This window comes from Pedobacter ginsengisoli, from assembly GCF_002736205.1.
In the GTDB taxonomy this organism is placed as follows: Bacteria; Bacteroidota; Bacteroidia; order Sphingobacteriales; family Sphingobacteriaceae; genus Pedobacter; species Pedobacter ginsengisoli_A.
The window spans coordinates 4,676,271-4,695,885 of the sequence record NZ_CP024091.1 but is presented as its reverse complement, the minus strand read 5'-3'; the positions used below and the strand labels follow the sequence as shown (position 1 = coordinate 4,695,885).

Below are 19,615 nucleotides of genomic sequence, written 5' to 3'. Positions count from 1 at the left end.
ATGAGTGTATAATATCATAAGGCACCACATAAAATCAATGTAGTGTCATGAATAATAAATTAAAGAAACATTAAGCTATTGGCGGGCCCCTTAATCCTAAACTGATCAGGTCAGCATAAGAATTGCTGACTGGGTCTATGGGCTTTATGCCGGGTTTGCTAACCTGATATAAAGCGTAATGAGAATGAGTTTTGATGTAATCTTTTTCGAAATGAGCCGCACATATTAAACATGTTTCGGCGTGTTTGCGAACATGAAATTCGTGCTTACAGGTCTCTCCGTTTTTTGCACACTGGGTTTCCTCTTCATGATGATTATGAAGAATGCTAAATGGCGTAAGTGCAATGGAAAAGACCATTAGCAAAACGATCGAGATAGCTTTATTGATATGTAAAACCCTTTCTTTCAATTTCAAAAACCAAACTTAGTCAATTCTATAGAATTATATACATTTGTCTGGTAACATTGCCTTTATATGACTGCTATTATGAATTTAAATCTTGATCTCAGTAAAAAAAACACACCAACCGGCACTACATTAAGCTGCAAAGGATGGATACAGGAAGCCGCATTACGAATGTTATTGAACAACCTTGATCCGGAAGTTGGTGAACGTCCTGAAGAGCTTATAGTTTATGGTGGCCGCGGTAAAGCTGCCAGAAATAAAGAAGCCCTTGCTTTAATTATTAAAGCTTTACAAAACCTGGATGACAATGAGACACTCCTGATACAATCGGGCAAACCTATAGGGGTATTACCAACACATAAAGACGCTCCAAGGGTATTGATATCCAACTCTCAGCTTGTTCCCAAATGGGCTACCCAGCAACACTTTGACGAACTTGAAGATAAGGGCTTGATGATGTATGGGCAAATGACAGCAGGGTCATGGATCTACATCGGCTCGCAGGGCATAGTACAAGGCACTTATGAAACCTATTCGTCATTGGCTAAAAAACATTTTAATGGTAATTTAAAAAACACTTTAAATGTTACTGCAGGCCTTGGGGGTATGGGAGGCGCGCAGCCACTTGCAATAACAATGAATAATGGGGTATGCTTGGCAGCTGAGGTTGAAGAATGGCGCATTCAGAAAAGATTAGAAACAAGATACATCGATGAGATTGAACATAATATAGATACTGCAATTGACCGAGCATTACAATATAAACAAGAAGGCAAAGCAATATCAATTGGTGTGGTTTGTAATGCAGTAGAGCTATTACAGCGATTAATTGATAGAAATATTACACCTGATACTTTGACCGATCAGACCTCTGCTCATGATCCTTTGATTGGATATTTTCCTGAAGGATTAAGTGTTTCAGAAGCCAATGCTTTGCGTAGTGCAGATCCTGAAAAGTATGTAGAACGCTCTTATGCCACAATGGCCAGGCATGTACAACAAATGTTGGAATTGCAGAAGAGAGGCGCAATTACCTTTGATTACGGCAACAATCTGCGTGGACGCGCACTGGAGGTTGGTGTTAAAAATGCATTTGACTTCCCTGGTTTTGTTCCGGCTTATATTCGTCCGCTTTTTTGTGAAGGTAAGGGGCCTTTTAGATGGGCAGCCCTAAGCGGAGATCCTCAGGATATTTATGAAACAGACAAAGTAATTCTTGAGTTATTTCCTGAAAATGAAAGCTTAAAACAATGGATCACTATGGCGCAGGAACGCATCGCGTTTCAGGGTTTACCGGCAAGAATTTGCTGGCTTGGACAAGGAGAGCGGGAAAAAGCAGGCGTGGCATTTAATAAATTAGTGGCGGAAGGAAAAGTAAAAGCGCCAATTGTAATAGGTAGAGATCATTTAGATACCGGCTCTGTTGCTTCGCCAAACCGCGAAACTGAGGGAATGATGGATGGTTCTGATGCGGTTGCAGATTGGCCAATTCTTAATGCCCTAATTAATACAGCCGGTGGAGCTAGCTGGGTTTCACTTCACCACGGTGGCGGAGTTGGAATTGGATATTCCATCCATGCGGGAATGGTAATAGTTGCTGATGGCACTGCAGATGCTGAAACAAGAATTAAACGTGTGTTGCATAATGATCCAGCAATGGGCGTTATAAGACATGCGGATGCAGGATACGATATTGCTAAAGATACTTTGAGAAAACACAGACTGGGCCTATAACGCTTAAACCTGTTTCGATTTTTTATTACAAAACGATGATAGAATAACTCAATAACTTTAAAAGGTTTTTGAAACATGCTAACTACTTATACGTTATATAAATAAAAAGGAAATGGCAACTGCTCAGCAAATTCGAAATGGCTATATCGATTATGTTTTAATGAACGATGAGAAGCCTAAATCAGTTTATAGTTTTGTTAAAAAATTAAAGATATCTGAGTCCGATTTTTATGAGTTTTATGCTTCTTTTGAAAGCATAGAAAAGATTATATGGGTTGACTTAATAGTAGAAACTATTGATACCTTACAGCAACAAGAGGTATGGAATGAATATTCATCCCGAGATAAGATCCTGGCATTTTTCTATAGTTATGTTGAGGTACTCAAAAAGCAAAGAAGCTTTATAATTTATAGCCTCAAACAGGCTAAAGATAGTTTCTCCACTCCTGCTGCCCTTTCAGGCGTAAAACCAATATTTGAACATTTTGCCGAGGATATTTTAAACGAAGGTTTAGATACAGGAGAATTGGAAGATAGAAAGTTTTTTAGCAAAAGATATAAAGATGCTCTTTGGATGCAATTTGCCTTTATATTAAAATTTTGGGTTAATGATGATAGTGCCGGGTTTGAAAAAACTGATGAAGCAATAGAAAAAGGTATAAATGTAACCTTTGACTTATTTCAAAGATCACCCATCGATAACCTCCTGGAATATGGAAAGTTTCTTTCCAGAAATGGGCATTTTAAAGAGAAGATGAGATTTTAAGAGCAGATGAAAGAACAAAGCAGTATCCCAGTAACTAAAGCGCAAAGGTCGGCAAAGTTTGTAAAGACAGGATTCCAGATTGGTGGCAACTACATCAAACATTATTCTAAAAAGCTCTTTAATCCGGACCTTACTAAAGATGAATTAAATGAAGACAATGCTACAGACATTTATAAATCACTTAGTGAACTAAAAGGCAGTGCCCTTAAGATTGCCCAAATGCTTAGCATGGATAAAAACATACTTCCTAAGTCATATATTAATAAATTCACTCAATCGCAGTATAATGCTCCTCCGTTATCAGGGCCGCTTATAGTAAGGACTTTTACCCAAAGCTTTGGAAAAACGCCTGAAAAAATTTACGACAAATTTAATCTCAGTTCAACAAATGCTGCATCAATTGGCCAAGTCCACACTGCCGAATTAAATGGAAAAAAACTTGCGGTAAAAATTCAATATCCGGGTGTTGGCGACAGTATCTCTTCTGACCTTAAAATGGTAAAACCATTTGCTTTCCGCTTATTAGGAATGAGCGAAAAAGAATTGAACATTTACATCAAAGAAGTTGAAGAACGTTTGTTAGAAGAAACTGACTATGAACTTGAGGTAAAACGTTCTATTGAGTTCTCCGAAGCATGTAGGAATCTTAATAATGTTGTTTTCCCAACTTACTATCCAGAACTATCGGGAAAGAAGATTATCTCAATGGACTGGATAGATGGTCTTCATCTAAAAGAGTTTTTAAAGACAAAACCTTCACAGGAGTTACGCAACAAAATTGGTCAGGCTCTTTGGGATTTCTATAACTTTCAGCAACACGAATTGAGAGCAGTTCATGCAGATCCTCATCCCGGAAATTTTTTGATTACGCCTGAAGAAAACCTCGCAGTTATCGATTTTGGCTGTATAAAAGAGATGCCGGATGATTTCTATTACCCCTTTTTCGCACTCATATCTACGGATGTGATTAAAGATAAAGCCAAAACCATAGAAGCATTTCGAAAACTGGAAATGATTCATAAGGAGGACAATGAAGAGCAGATTGAATTCTACTATAAAGCCTATCGCGAAATGATTGAGCTATTTGCGAGACCATATACTAGCGAGGTATTCAACTTTGATAATCCGGATTTTTTTGCGCAACTATACTCCTATGGTGAAAAAATATCCAAAATGGCTGAATTTAAACAAGCCAGAGGGGTGAAGCATTTTATTTATGTTAACCGTACAAACTTTGGATTATATGCCATTTTACAAGAGCTTAAAGCTATAGTAAATACCACAACCTACAAACCAAAAACAGTAAACATGCAATCGCTATGACTCCAAATGAAGAACTTATCCATCACTTTTATACAAGTTTTCAAAATAAAGATGTACAGGCAATGCAAGATTGCTATGCAGACAAGGCCATCTTTAATGATTCTGTATTTACCAATTTAGATGCAAACGAGGTCCGCTCTATGTGGGCTATGCTAATTAAAAGCGGTAAGGATATGCGAATAGAATTCAAAAATATTTCCGGAAATGAGTTTGGGGGGAATGCTGACTGGGATGCCTATTATACTTTTTCTGCCACAGGAAATAAGGTGATTAATCGAATTAAGGCATCCTTTTTAATAGAAAACGGAAAAATCACAAAACATACTGATCATTTTGATTTCTACACATGGGCAAAACAGGCCCTTGGTTTTACCGGACTTATATTAGGGTGGACAGGATTTTTAAGAAACAAAATCAGAACAAAAGCAAAACGAAATCTTGAAACCTTTATGGCTTCCACCAAAGGTTAATTAAATTTTAACTGATCAATAATAGCTGCAACGGTTAATTTGTCTTGTTGTCCACTTTTCATATCTTTCAATGTTAGCACACCATTACCCATTTCTTCACTACCAATAAGTATTACGTAAGGAATATTTTTATCATCTGCATAGCTCATTTGCTTTTTAAGCTTAGCTGAAGATGGATACAGTTCAGTAGCGATGTTTGCACCTCTTAATTGCTGTAAGATTGGCAGTGCGTATCTTTCTGCCTCCTTATCGAAATTACTAATCAAAACCCTTGTACCTGCAGCCGCAGATTCTGGAAAAAGATTCAGTTCCTGTAATACGTCATAAATCCTATCTGCTCCAAAAGAAACTCCCACTCCGGTTAAATTTTTCAAGCCGAACATACCGGTTAAATCGTCATATCTTCCTCCTCCACCAATACTCCCCATGGCAACTTCATTGGTTTTCACTTCAAATATGCAACCTGTATAATAATTTAAACCCCTGGCAAGAGTTATATCTAATTCAACATTAGGATTTATCGATGAGCTAGCTTTAAGCATTGAACTTAGGTAATCAAATACTGTTTCTATTTCTTCAACACCTTTAAGTCCTGTTTCAGAAACGGACAGCACAGTTTTTAAACTATCCAGTTTTTGTTCGTTAGTCCCCTCAAGTAAAATAACCGGTTTGAGTCTGTCAATGTCTGCTTCGGTAAATCCACGCTCCAATAACTCTTTAATAACGCCATCCAATCCTATTTTATCAAGTTTATCAATGGCAACAGTCATATCTATTATTAGTTCTGGCTTACCAACAACTTCAGCAATTCCAGATAATATTTTACGATTATTGATTTTTATTGTAAAATCCTTTAATCCAAGATCACTCAGGGCCTCCTGATAGATCAGTATAAACTCAGCCTCGTTCAGTAAACTATCTGACCCTACAACATCCACATCACATTGATAAAACTCTCTGTAGCGACCTTTCTGTGGTCTGTCGGCACGCCATACCGGCTGTACCTGAAAACGTTTAAAAGGCAGTGAAATATCATTCTGATGCATCACAACATAACGTGCAAAAGGCACAGTTAGATCATAACGCAGCGCTTTTTCGCTAATTGAAGATATAACGGCATTTGAATTCGCCTGTGCAAGCAGTTCAGGTTTTACCTTAGAAAGAAAGTCTCCGCTGTTTAATATCTTAAATATTAGCTTATCCCCTTCATCACCATATTTACCCGTTAAGGTCGAGAGATTTTCCATAGATGGAGTTTGTATCTCTGAGTATCCATATTTTTTAAATACTGTTTTAATGGTATCAAAAATATAGTTACGTTTTACCATTTCCTGTGGAGAAAAATCTCTGGTTCCTTTTGCTAAAGAGGGCTTGATGTTCGACATGAGCGCAAAAGTACGAAAAGTAACAAGCATAAAAAAGGTTGCCTGTATTATACACAAGCAACCTCAGTTTTTTATATGGTACAGCGTTCTGAATTTACTTCAGAATTCTGTACGCATTCTGATTATACCAATAATCTTATTGGCTCTTCCAGCAATCCTTTAAGTGTTTGCAGGAAGGCAGCACCTGTAGCGCCATCAACAACACGGTGATCACAGCCTAAGCTCAGTTTCATTACATTACCTGGCACAACTGCTCCGTTTTTAACAACCGGAATTTGTTGTATTGCACCTACAGATAAAATTGCACCATCAGGAGAATTAATGATTGATGTAAATTCATCAATACCAAACATACCCAGATTAGAAACGGTAAAAGTAGAACCTTCCCAATCTGCCGGCTGTAGTTTCTTAGCTTTCGCTTTCTGTCCGTACTCCTTAACTTCTGCTGATATATGAGATAATGACTTACCATCTGCAAAACGAACTACAGGAACCAATAAACCATCCTCTACAGCCATTGCAACACCAATATTAGTATGCTCATTGAAGCGGATTTTATCTCCTCGCCATGAAGAATTAACTGCCGGGTGTTGTTTTAACGCAACAGCAACAGCTTTAATTATAATATCATTGAATGAAACTTTAACCGGAGCAACTGAATTGATAGCAGTACGCGCAGCCATAGCATTGTCCATATCAATACTAATATTTAAGTAGAAATGTGGAGCAGTAAACAAACTTTCAGCTAAACGCTTAGCGATCACCTTACGCATTTGCGACACTGGTTTCTCAGTAAATCTTTCTTCACCAACATATTGAGGAATAACCGGAGCCGATTTTTCTGCAGGCACACCTGCCTCAACAACTTTGGCAGCAGGCTTAAAGTTTTCAATATCTTTTTTAATGATACGACCACCATCTGCACTACCAGCAACCTGGCTAAGGTCAATTCCTTTTTCCTGAGCAATTTTTTTAGCAAGAGGAGATGCCTTTACGCGATCAGTACTTCCCGAAGCAACAGGAGTTTCTTCTTTCTGGCTTGATGAAGAAGATTTCTCTTCAACAGGGGCATCAGATTTACCATCAGCAGCAGGTTTTGCTGGTGCATCACCCTGGCTAAGTATTCCACTAATATCAGTTCCTTCCGGACCTACAATGGCAATAATACCATTTACTTTAGCGGCTTGTCCTTTTTCAACTCCAATATGCAATAAAGTTCCTTCAGCATAACCCATAACTTCCATAGTAGCCTTGTCGGTTTCCACGTCAGCAAGAATATCATCATTCTTAATTTTATCACCTACTTTTTTATGCCATTCAGCAATTACGCCTTCTGTCATCGTATCACTCAATAAAGGCATACGAACAACTGTAACTCCTTGTTTTTCCAGATCTGCATCAGTCAAAGCAGGAGCCGATGATGTTTCCTTTTTTTCTTCAACCGGAGTTTCAGCTTTTTTATCAGTAGCGGGCTCAACATTAGCAGGTGCAGCACCTCCTTCAGCATCAAGGGCAGCTTTATAATCTTCGCCTTCTTTACCAACTACAGCAATTATAGCATCAACAGGAACAGCCTTACCTTCTTCTACACCTATGTACAATACGGTACCATCCCAATATGATTCTAAATCCATGGTTGCCTTATCGGTTTCCACTTCGGCCATAACATCGCCGCTTTTAACTTTATCGCCAACTTTTTTATGCCATTTAGCCATTACACCTTCGGTCATGGTGTCGCTCATCTTGGGCATTCTAACTATTTCAGCCATTCTATATATCTATTGAAATGCGTTCTAAATTAATCTTTAACGTAAGGATAATCCTGTTGTATATAAACATCAGTATATAATTCTGATGCATCAGGAAAAGGAGATTCTTCTGCAAACTTTACAGCATTGTCTACAATCTGTTTTATCTTACTCTCGATTTCCTCAATCCAGGCTTGATCTGCATATTTCTCTTTCAAAACAACTTCTCTTACAGCCTCAATAGGATCTTTTGATTTATACTCTTCTAATTCATCTTTAGTACGATATTTAGCAGGGTCAGACATAGAATGTCCACGGTAACGATAAGTCCTCATTTCCAGGAAAGTAGGCCCTTCTCCAGCTCTTGCACGCTGAATCGCTTCATCCATTGCATTATGAACTGCAACCGGATCCATACCATCAACAGGAGCACAAGGCATATCAAACCCTAAACCTATTTTATAAATATCAGTCATATTTGTAGTACGCTCTACAGAAGTACCCATTGCATAAAAGTTATTTTCACAAACAAATACAACAGGAAGTTTCCAAAGCATAGCCATATTAAATGCCTCATTTAAAGCGCCCTGACGAACAGCACCATCACCCATGTAGCAAATATTTACATTATTTGTGCCTTTATATTTTTCAGCAAATGCAATACCCGCACCTAATGGAATTTGTCCGCCCACAATACCATGTCCACCATAAAAATTAAATTCTTTACTGAACATGTGCATGGAACCACCCTTTCCTTTTGAACAGCCCGTTGCTTTACCATACATCTCCGCCATAATGCTATCTGCACTTACACCCAAAGCCAGTGCATGAGCATGATCACGGTAAGTAGTAATCATGGAGTCACCTTGCTGCATTGCAGAGATTGCTCCGGCTACCACCGCTTCTTGACCGATATATAAATGACAAAATCCACGGATTTTTTGTTGTCCATAAAGTTGACCGGTTTTCTCTTCGAACTTGCGCATCAGCAACATCGACTCAAACCACTTCAGATAGGTATCTTTATTTATTTCTACTGCACTCATTTTGGGGTGTTGATTTTTTTACGAGAGCAAATCTACTTCTTTATTGCAACATATCGAAGAAAATGATGTAAAATGCACACTAAGGTTACAAAAAATGTTAATAACTTTTAATATTAGGTGTATGACATTTGGATAACATTTGTAAAATACATATGTTTGCCATCCAAACAATAAGCCCTAGTGGTGTACGTTTAAGTGTAAGTGCCTTTTACCCAAACTTAACAGTATAACATGATAAAAAAGTTTTTGTTGTCTTCTCTGATTGTATTGTGCAGCCTCTCGGCCCTCAACGCACAAACAAAAACAAAAGAAACTTCTAAATTAGAAGATCCTGATAACTTAGCCTCACAATATTTTTCGCAGGTAATGGGTGTTGCTGTCGACGCAACTTCTAACATCAAACTCTACAAATTCATCTATGAATGGATTGGTACCCCATACAGATTCGGAGGAAATACAAGCAAAGGGATTGATTGTTCAGCTTTTACAAAAGCTATTTACGATAAAGTTTTCAACACTACAATATTAAGAAATTCAAGAGATATTTTTAGCATGGTTGATCCATTGTCTAAAGACGAACTAAAAGAAGGGGATCTTGTATTCTTTAAAATAAAAAGCAGAAGCATTACACATATCGGAATCTATTTGGGAGATAACCGCTTTGCACATGCTTCATCAACACGTGGTGTTGTAATTAGTAACTTAAATGAACCTTATTACTCAAGATATTTTTATAAAGGCGGAAGAATAATTGATGCTGTAAAGAATGATCTGATTGAGGAATAAAATTCTATTTAGATATAACGCATTAAGTCTTCCTGATATTTTAGGAAGACTTTTTTTATAAAATAAAAATGAGAGTTCTTAGCATAAGTCTTTTTAACATCCTAATAAGCTTAACTCTGTTAAGTTGTACTACAACAGCTTCAACAACCGAGACCTCTCTGATTCAGGACGTCAAACAAAATGACACTTTAACCTTAAACAAAGACACCATTTCCGTCATTGGCGTTGGCGATATTATGCTTGGATCAGCCTATCCTGACAAATCTAATTTACCAAAAGACGATGCTATAAACAGTTTTAAAAATGTAGCTGACTTTTTAAAAGGAGATATTGTATTCGGCAATTTAGAAGGATGTTTCCTTAATAGCGGAAAATCTACAAAATGTAAAGATACTATTGGGAATAGTTGTTTTGCATTTAGGATGCCTGAAAGATATGCGGGGATTATAAAAAAGGTAGGATTCAACTTATTAAGCATTGCAAATAACCATGTTGGTGATTTTGGTTTTAAGGGTAGGGAAAGGACAGTCGCAATTCTTGACTCCCTAAATATAAATTATGCAGGACTACAATCCCATCCTTCAGTAATTTTCGAAAAGGATAGTATCAAATATGCTTTTTGTGCATTTGCTCCTAATGAAAATACCGTCTCTATTAATAAACTTGATAGCGCAAAGTCTCTAATTGCAAAATTAAAATCGCAGGTAAATATTGTTATAGTCTCCTTTCATGGTGGTGGTGAAGGTGCTAAATTTGAACATGTTCCCAAAACTGACGAAATCTTCTATGAAGAGAATAGAGGTAATGTATATGCGTTTGCTCATGGTGTAATAGATGCAGGGGCTGATGTAGTTCTTGGCCATGGTCCTCATGTAACAAGGGCTGTAGAGGTTTATAAAAACAAATTCATAGCTTACAGTCTAGGCAATTTCTGCACCTATGGAATGTTCAGTCTTAAAGGACCTAATGGGTTTGCTCCATTACTACAGCTTAAAATCAAGTCGAATGGTGATTTTATCCTTGCCGATATTATCTCTGTAAAACAGGATAAGGTTAAACGCTTAACTCTGGACACGAATTATACAGCCTTTAAAAAGATCCAATGGCTAACTAATACCGACTTTCCAGGCCATTCATTGCGCTTCTCAGGCAATGGACGTATTGAGTTAAAAACAGAGTAAGCTTAGTTCTTCGTATTCTTTCGCAGTCAAAAGTTAGTTTAACATTCATAACATAAATGTTCGTATCTTAACTTATTCATTATTCTAACCAATTATAACGCTATGGAATACACTTTTTACATCATTCTTTTTATCGCAGCTGTAATATTAATCAGTTCATTTGTAACGGTAAAACAAGGTACAATTGCAGTAATTACCATTTTTGGAAAATATAGAAGACTACTAAGTCCGGGGCTAAGTTTAAAAATACCTCTGATAGAAAATATACATTCCAGAATTTCAATACAAAACCGATCTGTTGAACTTTCATTCCAGGCTGTAACACAAGATCAGGCCAATGTTTATTTTAAAGCTATGTTGCTGTACTCTGTAATAAACCACGATGAGGAAACAATCAAAAACGTTGCTTTTAAATTCGTTGACTCTACAAACCTGATGCAAGCACTTATTCGTACAATTGAGGGCTCTATCAGGGCTTATGTAGCAACCCAAAAACAAGCCAATGTACTTGCCCAGAGAAACGAAATTGTAGAGCATGTTAAACACCAGATAGATCAGGTTTTAGAAAGCTGGGGCTATCATTTACAAGACCTTCAGCTTAATGACATCACATTTGATGAGGAAATAATGCGTTCCATGAGCCGTGTGGTTGCATCAAACAATTTAAAAGCTGCTGCCGAAAATGAAGGACAGGCTTTGCTGATAACAAAAACAAAAGGCGCAGAAGCAGATGGTAACGCTATTAAGATCGCTGCAGCGGCAGAACGTGAAGCCGCCCAACTTAGGGGGCAGGGTATTGCTCTATTCCGCGCAGAAGTTGCTCATGGTATGACTAAAGCTGCACAGGAAATGGAAGAGGCTAATCTTGACATTTCTGTTATTCTTTTTACCATGTGGACTGAATCCATTAAACAGTTTGCGGAGAACAGCGAAGGGAATGTTATTTTCCTTGATGGATCTACAGAAGGTATGAATCGTACTATGAAAGAAATGATGGCCATGCAGATACAAAAGAACTCTGATATTAAGAAGTAATCTTAGGCATAGTAAAAAAATAGGGTATCCATTGATTTGGATACCCTATTTTATGCAATTACAATTGATGCTTATGTTAGAACTCTTTTACTGTTTTAACAAGGCCTTTATCTTTAGGATTTGTAGATTTCATAAAATCAAGCATAACCTTTAAGCTCTCTTCCTCAACAAAATCAAAGCTTTCCTCTTTAGTAACTTTGGCTCCCTTCTTTATTGGGGCAAGGCCTCTTTCTGCTCGCAGCAAATTGGTTTTTTCTAATGATTTTGTTTCAAGGCTATCACGCTCTGCTTTAAGTTTGGCTTCATTTAAAGTTATAGAAACCTCTTTTTCTCTTTTCTTCATGTCAGCAATATCCTGATTAAGGATTTTATAATCTAAAGACTTAGCCATTCTTTCCTGATGAAGCTTGATCAACTCTGGCTTAATAGGATTAAGGTCTGCAACTGCAACAAAATTAGATCTCTTCACCTCGTCCCAAGGTAATGCAGATTTCTCAGTATCTTCTCCAATCTTATCCATCGGGTATACAGAAGGGAACACAATATCGGGCATTACACCTTTATGTTGCGTACTACTACCAGTTACACGATAGAATTTAGCCATTGTTAAATTAATCTGACCTAATTGAGGAGGAGCCACACCATCCTTTCCGGCAGCACCAGACGCTACATTTTTACCTACTAAAGCTGCAAGTCTTTGTAGGATTGAAGGGTTTACAAGTTGGTTCATATCAATTGACGACTGTACAGTCCCTTTGCCATAAGTCTGCGTTCCCATAATAATTCCGCGTCCGTAATCCTGAATTGCTCCCGCAAAAATCTCAGAAGCAGAGGCACTTAATCTATCTACCATTACACCGAATGGGCCTTCCCAAATCGCACCAGGATTAGTATCCTCATTAACTTCAATTCCTCCCTTAAGATCTTTAACCTGCACAACAGGCCCCTTATTAATAAATAAACCAGTCAAATCAATTGCTTCTACCAAAGATCCACCTCCGTTTGCTCTTAGGTCCATAACTATTGCATCAACCTTATCCTTATTTTTCAGGGTATCAATTAACAATCTTACATCACGGGTGGTACTTTTATAGTTAGGATCTCCTGCCCTTGCGGCTTTAAAATCAGCATAAAATGCAGGAACTGTAATTATCCCAATCTTGTATGGTTGTCCATTAGACTGTATCGTTTTCACTTTCTTTTTAGCAGACTGCTCTTCCATAACAATCTTTTCCCTAACCAATTCAATAATCACCGGTTTAGAAGAAAGATCCATTCCTACTGGAATTATTTTCAATCTAACTTTTGTTCCCTTAGGACCTTTTATTTTGGCTACAGAGTTCTCTATCCTCCATCCAATTATATCCTCAAATTCTGCACTCCCTTGCGCTACACCTACAATTCTATCTCCTGCACTTAAAAGTTTGCTTTTAAAGGCAGGGCCACCAGGGATAATCTCAGAAATTTTAAGCACTTCGTTTTCCAATTGCAACCTGGCACCTATTCCCTCAAATGAACGAGCCATATCTTCATTGAAAGCCTGAGCATTAGTTGGATTAAAATAGTTAGTATGTGGGTCAATTGTTTCAGTAAAAGCATCCATAATCGTTTGGAATATATCCTGATTATTAACTTTAGAAGCCTGAGATTTCAAATTCTGATATCTTTTGGTCAGGGTTTCAACATTTTTAGCCTCAGCTGTACCCGCTATTTTCAAATTAACAAGTTCATATTTTACCTTCTTTTTCCAGATATCGTTTAATGCAGTAGAAGAGGTGGCCCAAGGCATTTTTTCACGATCAAAAGTATAGGTATCATTTTGATTGAAATCATATTTGACCTTTATCTGATTCATTGAATAAGCCAACCATTCATTATACCTTTTCAGATATACATTAAAAATATAAAATGGAGCATTTAAACTGCCTACTCTAAAATCATCATCTAATGAATATCTAAATTTTTCAAACTCTTTTATATCCGAGGCTAGAAAATAATTTTTATAAGGATCCAGATCCTTTATGTATTTATCCAAAATCAGGGATGATATTGAGTCATTAACCTTTATTTTTTTATAATTCCAATTTTCTATGAGGGTAACTATTTCCTTACAAACCAGTGCTTGCTTCTCATCGGGCACAATATTACTTACACCCTGAACCATTTGCTGAGGTTGTGGTGATGCATGACATGCGAGTACAGCGGCGGTAAAGGTTACCAATAATATTCTTTTCAACATCTCTTTTACTAATTTAAAGTCCATTTTATAATTCCACACTAATATGATACCAATTTCATAAATAAACAGAAAAGAGACAGTAATAATACTGTCTCTTTTCTGTAAACTTACGAAAGTTCTGGAAATACTATTTCTTTTTTGACGATTTCTTTGTGGTCTTGGCAGCTGCTACAGCCGGAAGCATGGATCTAGCGTCTTTTATCTGATTTTTGAACTCGCTTGTATTTGCTGATTTTGCTAAAAGTTCAGCTCTGTTAAGATCCTTACTTGCCAAAGCATACTCCTTTTTCCTGATTTTTACATTTGCGGCACCCAAAACAGATTCAATATAAGCTGAACTATTACCTATCTGCTTTGCCAATATTCCTTGCTGAGTATAAAACCATAAAGACTGTGTAGGTTTATTTAGTGCCAGATAAATCCTTCCCAACTGACTATAAGATTCCATCTGGCCATTTCTACTCCCTATCTTTGAATAGTTCTTTAATGCAACATTTAAAACTACTTGCTCTGCCTCATTAAAGTGGGCCAGTAAATAATGTACGTTACTTAACCTCATTAAGGCTTCCCCATAACGGACAAACTGTTTAGCGCTATTATATTCAAAAGCGGCTTTACCAAATAAGGTTACTGCTTCATTAAGTTCTCCATTTCGTTCATTTCTCTCAGCCTCAGCAAAATACATATCCCCTTCGTTCTCCTCCAAATTGGATACTACAATATTAATAGCTCCACTTCCCTGTGGCGGTTGCTGCGGCAGAAAATGACTGGTTTGGGTCATTGCTTGATTTGATATAATCAGAAAAATGATTGCTAACCAACTCTTGTTCATACGGTAAAGATATAACAAAAGTAATAAACAATCCTATATCATCTTTATCAATGCTAAGCTGTACCCCCCATTAACGGGTCCGTTTTGGTCTCTAAACCTGTTTCTACTCTCCCTGCAAACCGCTCTTCAAAAATATTATTTCCCTCAAGCTTTATGCTAAGATCATACCATTGGTATGATCTTGATAGATCCAGAACAACGCTTGCCTTACCGCCAGCTGCTACCAATTTGGTTTGACTTCCTTTACCATAGCTATTGTCTCTTATAATAACTGTTTGGGCTTTTGCCCCAGCATTAACAATATCCACTTTAATATTACCAGTTAGTTTAGCTGGATTAAGTCGGTTAGACTCGTAGCTGGCATTTACCTTTATCTGTTGATTATCTTCATTTCCAATAAACTCCCTATAAAAACCATTAGGCCCATGAACACGAAGATGATACACTCCGTTTTCAAATGCATTAACAGGCCAGCCGTAATTTAAATGATCTCCAGCTGAAACAGCAAACGACCAATTTCTTGAGATTTCATCTTTACTTGTTTCGTCATTATACTTTACGGGTACACTAACTGTAAACGGAGATCCTGCAGTTTTTTTGTCGAAAATATTATTCCCCGCTTTAAATTCAATTTCAAAATTAGTTCCATCCTTAGTTATCGCTCCATCAACATACAACTCATAAGGCAGAGCACAAGATGGGCGTATCCCCTTTTCCTGTACCAGCATTCCTGCCTTTTGATTTGCAATTCGCGCAATATCCGAACCCGAAAGCTTCTTAAATCCTATAGGGCTATCCTTAAATTTAGCATTATATATAGTTTCAACATTTTTATCTCTGTCAAGAAAAGCAATCTTTTCTAGTTTATCACCATTATAAGGACTAAAAGCGGAAGTAAGGTCTCCACAAATGGTACGACGCCATTTGCTTATATTATCAAGCTTGATATTCTTTTTAAATTTCTTATTTACAAACCCTTCCAAAAACTGTAATGTTGAAGTATGATCAAAAACTTCTGAGCACACTTTACCTCCTCTGCTCCAAGGTGATGCAATAACCATCGGAACCCGAAAACCAAGACCTATTGGAGCCTCTCTGGCCTGATTTTTAGGAATTCCCTGTTTCAATTCATTCTCCAAACGTACATGTTCGATTTCAGTTTCTATACCTGCAGAACATTTTCCGCTTCCGGGCAGCCTGGTGTCTGAAATTGAAAAAGGAGGAACATGATCAAAATAACCATCATTTTCATCATAAGTAACAATGAATATTGTTTTCTTCCAAACTTCGGGGTTCTTGGTTAAAATGTCTAGAATTTCTGACACATACCATGCTCCATACCATGGAGCACTTGGATGGTCGGAGAAGTTTTGTGGCCCGGCAAGCCAGGATACCACCGGCAATTTCCCTGTATTTACATCCTGTCTAAATTGATGAAGCAAATCTCCTTTTGGCACTGTCACATTTCGCTTTGCACCTTGATCATTATAGGTAAGTTCTGTAATTGATCGAAAATCAGAATCTCCGGAATTGATCACGAAAGCACTTTTGTAAAGGCTCTTCTCTTTATCCGACAGTTTTTCATAACTCTCTTTATTCCATTTTGAAAGCTCGCTTCTTGCATTATCCAGTACTTCCTGTTTTTTTCTAACACTTTCAAGAGCTTTTTTGCCATCCTCTTCACTAGACGGCGTCCTTTCCTGCAGTTTATTAATTTCACCAGGAAGCTCCTCCGCTTGTTTCTGTAAGTTCTTTATGTATCGCTCAGAAAATTTAACATTATAAGCCTTAAAAAATTCCAAAAGATTACACCCAAAGTTAGATAACCATGATCTTTCCTCTCCTACAAACCCACCGCCACAGCTTAAATCATTTTGATAAAATTTCCATGCAATATTATTTTCTTCCAACAATTCAGGGAAGGTATTCCAGGGCATATTTCCGTAACCAAAATCTGTATTTCTAATGTTGGCTTTTGGGATGCCATTTTCATCATGGGTAATTTTACCCGTCCAAAAGAATGAACGATTAGGCGTAGTACTGGTCATTGCAGAGCAGAAGTTCTGATCACATACTGTAAAAGCGTCAGCCATACTATAATTAAAAGGCAAATCATCGCGGGTATAATAACCTAAAGTTAAAGGCATATCTGCATATGATTTATTTCCCGATCGCTTGGCCGGCAACCATTTATCATACTTTCCAAAATTATTGGCATCAACCTGGCTTGCTCTTGAATGCGGAAGATCTCCCATCCAGGTAACTTTTGTGTTTTTTATGTTTAATCTAAATGGAGCGTACGTATCACCGGTTGCATCAGTTTGTAACCATACAGGCTTTTTATCAGGCAATTGAACAGCCCTTGTATCATTAAAACCCCTTACACCTTGTAAGGTTCCAAAACAGTGATCAAATGATCGGTTTTCCTGCATTAGTATAACAACATGCTCAGCATCAAGATATGTACTGCCAATTTCAGGGTTTATAGCAAATGCTCGTTGTATTGCAGAAGGCATAATTGCAGTCATAGCCGTACTGCCCGATAATAATGCAACCTTTCTTAGAAAATCTCTGCGTGAATCCATTTCATTAATATTTAAGTTTCATGTGAAAATGCCACTGGTCAAATATCTCTCACGAAATTAAAATTAATGTTAGCGGGTAGTTAATCTATAAGAAATTTAGTATTATAACTGTTACGTTGCCACAGGCAACTATGCATTACTTAAGGAAATACTTCTAAACAATTATCAAAAGCCGCCCATACCATATAAGGATGAGAGTCTAAGTGATAAATTTCTCCTTTTGATGAAATCCCTATTACACCTGCAAAACCATCAATAAGTTTCAACTCTGCAAAAGATTTATCACAAGCATCTTTAAGGCTAAGCCCATCTGTTACACGAGTAACTATTTTTGCTGCCATAGCAACATTAACAATATCTTCTCCCACACCCGTACAAGAAATACCAGCAAACTGATTTGCAAAATTTCCCGCTACAGTGGCAGAGTCACTTACTCTGCATGGGATTTCAAAGCCCTTTCCCCCTGTCGAAGTTGCCGCAGCAATATTGCCATCAGCATCCAATGCCACACAACCTACAGTTCCTTTCCTTTCCTGCTGGTTCAATTTTGCCTCGTACTCTTGTTGTCTTTGGGGGGTAATAGGATCAAAATAGTCAAAGCCGTTTTTGGCCGCAAAAGCACATGCTCCTTCACCACTTAATACCCTGTCTTCATACTTAAGTAATTTCTCAGAAACCCGAATAGGATTTTTTATATCCTCAATATTGATAACCCCACTAAATTTTTGAGTTTTACCGTCCATTAAAGATGCACTTAAACGCACCTTACCGTCACTTTGTATCTGGGATCCCAAACCTGCATTAAACAATTGGTCATCTTCAAGCAAACTAACGGCATAAACTACCGTTTCTAATGCCGTATGTGTTTTCAAATAATTATGGGCTTGGGTAACTATAGAAGCCAAGGCTTGTTGCTTTGACTTTTTTGTTTCCTGATTGGTACCAGATTCGCTAAAAAAACCGCCATGTATAATTACTTTCATCCTAATCTGTTGAAACAACCTTTGGGTGATGAATGGTCAACTTATGCTCAGTAAGGTTATAGGTATCTCCATCACACATCACATGTACAATCATATTTTTAATAGAAACCGGCTGCCCCATCTCAACATCTGTTAAATTGGTATCGGCCATATCTCTGCCATCAACCAAAATGACCATTCCACTGCCTATAGCTTCCATCTTATTTCCTTCCGAAATATACAATCCTGTATCTTCACCTAAACCTATACCCAGAATCCCCGGATTACTTGCTGTAGCATATAACAGACGACCGATTCTACCTCTTTGGACAAAATGTGTATCTACAATTACACCATCGATAAACCCTAGTCCGCCGGTAATTTTCACCTCTCCTTTCAAAAGTGCATCCTTGGAACTTCCCTGATAGATCATATTTTTTGAAGATGCCGCTGCTCCTGCTGATGTCCCCGCAATTACTACAGGTTCATTCTGATACTTATCTAATAAGATCTGATGAATCGATGTCCCTCCAAATATGGATGACAAGCGAAGCTGGTCTCCTCCTGTAAATATAATTACATCAGCCGCCTTAACCCTCTCGCAATTCTCATTTGAATTAGCCTGTTCCCGACTATTAATATTTAATACACCAACGTCATGCACATCAAGCTGGGCAAATGCCTTTATATATTCTTCTCCAACTTTCTCTGGAATAAGGGAGGCTGTGGTAATGATTTCAAATCTGGATTTACTATCTCTTACAGATTCAACAGTGATTTTCTTTAAAATACCCCTTTCAAAAAAGTTCATATTTTGGGGCAACCCGAACTGAGTTTCGGTAAAACTTCCGGTATTTATTGCACCCCCTATAATAATTAATTTACCCTTCGGAGTCATTTTAAATATTTATATTTCCAATAGGGCCAAACTTAGATAAAATTGATTTGTAATGCAATTTTAACCCTATTAACAATTTCATTATTTAAACTTTACTTCCAAATTATTTACACAAAATATATTCACAACAAATTGGATTAACAGCTGCATAATTCTCAGAAAATTTTTATACTTTAATCTCTCCATTTAAAGCATAAAGTAATCCGGGTAAAAGTTCGA

Annotated in this window: 16 protein-coding genes; 7 read left to right on the top strand and 9 right to left on the bottom strand. The window is 37.4% G+C overall.

Features of this window, described 5'->3' with window-relative positions; all coding sequences use genetic code 11:
* Positions 1-70 precede the first annotated feature (70 nt).
* Positions 71-415: a hypothetical protein gene (locus CPT03_RS19665; protein WP_157766503.1), complete on the bottom strand. Its 345-nt coding sequence runs from the start codon at positions 413-415 to the stop codon at positions 71-73.
* A gap of 72 nt (positions 416-487) precedes the next feature.
* On the opposite strand from CPT03_RS19665, the gene hutU reads away from it, so the two are divergent.
* From hutU to CPT03_RS19645, 4 genes are all read left to right on the top strand, one after another.
* Positions 488-2,140 carry a urocanate hydratase gene (gene hutU, locus CPT03_RS19660; RefSeq protein ID WP_099441196.1) on the top strand — a complete coding sequence of 551 codons (1,653 nt, stop codon included), beginning with the start codon at positions 488-490 and terminating at the stop codon, positions 2,138-2,140.
* 112 nt (positions 2,141-2,252) lie between these two features.
* Positions 2,253-2,906, top strand: a complete 654-nt coding sequence (locus CPT03_RS19655; RefSeq protein ID WP_099440422.1) for a TetR family transcriptional regulator C-terminal domain-containing protein — start codon at positions 2,253-2,255, stop codon at positions 2,904-2,906.
* Between the two features lie 6 nt (positions 2,907-2,912).
* Positions 2,913-4,229 carry an ABC1 kinase family protein gene (locus CPT03_RS19650; protein WP_099440421.1) on the top strand — a complete coding sequence of 439 codons (1,317 nt, stop codon included), beginning with the start codon at positions 2,913-2,915 and terminating at the stop codon, positions 4,227-4,229.
* A complete protein-coding gene (locus tag CPT03_RS19645) occupies positions 4,226-4,699 on the top strand; it encodes a nuclear transport factor 2 family protein (RefSeq protein ID WP_099440420.1) in 474 nt (157 codons plus the stop codon). The genes CPT03_RS19650 and CPT03_RS19645 overlap by 4 nt, the downstream gene beginning before the upstream one ends.
* Here the strand turns inward: CPT03_RS19645 and hisS are convergent.
* From hisS to pdhA, 3 genes are all read right to left on the bottom strand, one after another.
* The gene (gene hisS, locus CPT03_RS19640; protein ID WP_099440419.1) at positions 4,696-6,084 is read right to left on the bottom strand and encodes a histidine--tRNA ligase; all 1,389 of its coding nucleotides are present in this window, start codon (positions 6,082-6,084) and stop codon (positions 4,696-4,698) included. The genes CPT03_RS19645 and hisS overlap by 4 nt on opposite strands.
* Before the next feature lie 122 nt (positions 6,085-6,206).
* Positions 6,207-7,853, bottom strand: coding sequence for a pyruvate dehydrogenase complex dihydrolipoamide acetyltransferase (locus CPT03_RS19635; protein ID WP_099440418.1), 1,647 nt, complete (start codon positions 7,851-7,853; stop codon positions 6,207-6,209).
* A gap of 29 nt (positions 7,854-7,882) precedes the next feature.
* A complete protein-coding gene (gene pdhA, locus CPT03_RS19630) occupies positions 7,883-8,878 on the bottom strand; it encodes a pyruvate dehydrogenase (acetyl-transferring) E1 component subunit alpha (RefSeq protein ID WP_099440417.1) in 996 nt (331 codons plus the stop codon).
* A 231-nt stretch (positions 8,879-9,109) separates the two neighbouring features.
* Here pdhA and CPT03_RS19625 point away from each other — a divergent pair, with 231 nt between their 5' ends.
* From CPT03_RS19625 to CPT03_RS19615, 3 genes are all read left to right on the top strand, one after another.
* On the top strand, positions 9,110-9,664 hold the full coding sequence (locus CPT03_RS19625; RefSeq protein ID WP_099440416.1) for a C40 family peptidase: 555 nt from the start codon (positions 9,110-9,112) through the stop codon (positions 9,662-9,664).
* A gap of 68 nt (positions 9,665-9,732) precedes the next feature.
* Positions 9,733-10,845, top strand: a complete 1,113-nt coding sequence (locus CPT03_RS19620; protein WP_099440415.1) for a CapA family protein — start codon at positions 9,733-9,735, stop codon at positions 10,843-10,845.
* A gap of 102 nt (positions 10,846-10,947) precedes the next feature.
* The gene (locus tag CPT03_RS19615; RefSeq protein ID WP_099440414.1) at positions 10,948-11,880 is read left to right on the top strand and encodes an SPFH domain-containing protein; all 933 of its coding nucleotides are present in this window, start codon (positions 10,948-10,950) and stop codon (positions 11,878-11,880) included.
* 76 nt (positions 11,881-11,956) lie between these two features.
* Here CPT03_RS19615 and CPT03_RS19610 read toward each other — a convergent pair whose 3' ends face one another.
* The 5 genes from CPT03_RS19610 to CPT03_RS19590 all read right to left on the bottom strand — a co-directional run bounded on the left by CPT03_RS19610 (position 11,957) and on the right by CPT03_RS19590 (position 19,396).
* A complete protein-coding gene (locus CPT03_RS19610) occupies positions 11,957-14,143 on the bottom strand; it encodes a carboxy terminal-processing peptidase (RefSeq protein ID WP_099440413.1) in 2,187 nt (728 codons plus the stop codon).
* A 103-nt stretch (positions 14,144-14,246) separates the two neighbouring features.
* Complete coding sequence (locus tag CPT03_RS19605; protein WP_099440412.1) at positions 14,247-14,951, bottom strand: hypothetical protein; 705 nt, start codon at positions 14,949-14,951, stop codon at positions 14,247-14,249.
* 53 nt (positions 14,952-15,004) lie between these two features.
* On the bottom strand, positions 15,005-17,536 hold the full coding sequence (locus CPT03_RS19600) for a phosphocholine-specific phospholipase C (protein ID WP_099440411.1): 2,532 nt from the start codon (positions 17,534-17,536) through the stop codon (positions 15,005-15,007).
* Between the two features lie 140 nt (positions 17,537-17,676).
* On the bottom strand, positions 17,677-18,519 hold the full coding sequence (locus tag CPT03_RS19595) for an isoaspartyl peptidase/L-asparaginase (RefSeq protein WP_099440410.1): 843 nt from the start codon (positions 18,517-18,519) through the stop codon (positions 17,677-17,679).
* A gap of 1 nt (position 18,520) precedes the next feature.
* Positions 18,521-19,396 (bottom strand): cyanophycinase, encoded by an 876-nt coding sequence (locus tag CPT03_RS19590; RefSeq protein ID WP_099440409.1) that lies wholly within the window; start codon positions 19,394-19,396, stop codon positions 18,521-18,523.
* Positions 19,397-19,615: the final 219 nt, after the last annotated feature.

Excerpts from the sequence above, each read along its gene's own strand:
- CPT03_RS19625 (WP_099440416.1), top strand. The coding sequence starts at position 9,110 with ATGATAAAAAAGTTTTTGTTGTCTTCTCTGATTGTATTGTGCAGCCTC.
- pdhA (WP_099440417.1), bottom strand. The coding sequence starts at position 8,878 with ATGAGTGCAGTAGAAATAAATAAAGATACCTATCTGAAGTGGTTTGAG.
- CPT03_RS19650 (WP_099440421.1), top strand. The coding sequence starts at position 2,913 with ATGAAAGAACAAAGCAGTATCCCAGTAACTAAAGCGCAAAGGTCGGCA.
- CPT03_RS19605 (WP_099440412.1), bottom strand. The coding sequence starts at position 14,951 with ATGAACAAGAGTTGGTTAGCAATCATTTTTCTGATTATATCAAATCAA.
- CPT03_RS19610 (WP_099440413.1), bottom strand. The coding sequence starts at position 14,143 with ATGGACTTTAAATTAGTAAAAGAGATGTTGAAAAGAATATTATTGGTA.
- CPT03_RS19600 (WP_099440411.1), bottom strand. The coding sequence starts at position 17,536 with ATGGATTCACGCAGAGATTTTCTAAGAAAGGTTGCATTATTATCGGGC.
- CPT03_RS19595 (WP_099440410.1), bottom strand. The coding sequence starts at position 18,519 with ATGAAAGTAATTATACATGGCGGTTTTTTTAGCGAATCTGGTACCAAT.
- CPT03_RS19590 (WP_099440409.1), bottom strand. The coding sequence starts at position 19,396 with ATGACTCCGAAGGGTAAATTAATTATTATAGGGGGTGCAATAAATACC.
- hisS (WP_099440419.1), bottom strand. The coding sequence starts at position 6,084 with ATGTCGAACATCAAGCCCTCTTTAGCAAAAGGAACCAGAGATTTTTCT.
- hutU (WP_099441196.1), top strand. The coding sequence starts at position 488 with ATGAATTTAAATCTTGATCTCAGTAAAAAAAACACACCAACCGGCACT.
- CPT03_RS19645 (WP_099440420.1), top strand. The coding sequence starts at position 4,226 with ATGACTCCAAATGAAGAACTTATCCATCACTTTTATACAAGTTTTCAA.
- CPT03_RS19620 (WP_099440415.1), top strand. The coding sequence starts at position 9,733 with ATGAGAGTTCTTAGCATAAGTCTTTTTAACATCCTAATAAGCTTAACT.
- CPT03_RS19635 (WP_099440418.1), bottom strand. The coding sequence starts at position 7,853 with ATGGCTGAAATAGTTAGAATGCCCAAGATGAGCGACACCATGACCGAA.
- CPT03_RS19615 (WP_099440414.1), top strand. The coding sequence starts at position 10,948 with ATGGAATACACTTTTTACATCATTCTTTTTATCGCAGCTGTAATATTA.
- CPT03_RS19655 (WP_099440422.1), top strand. The coding sequence starts at position 2,253 with ATGGCAACTGCTCAGCAAATTCGAAATGGCTATATCGATTATGTTTTA.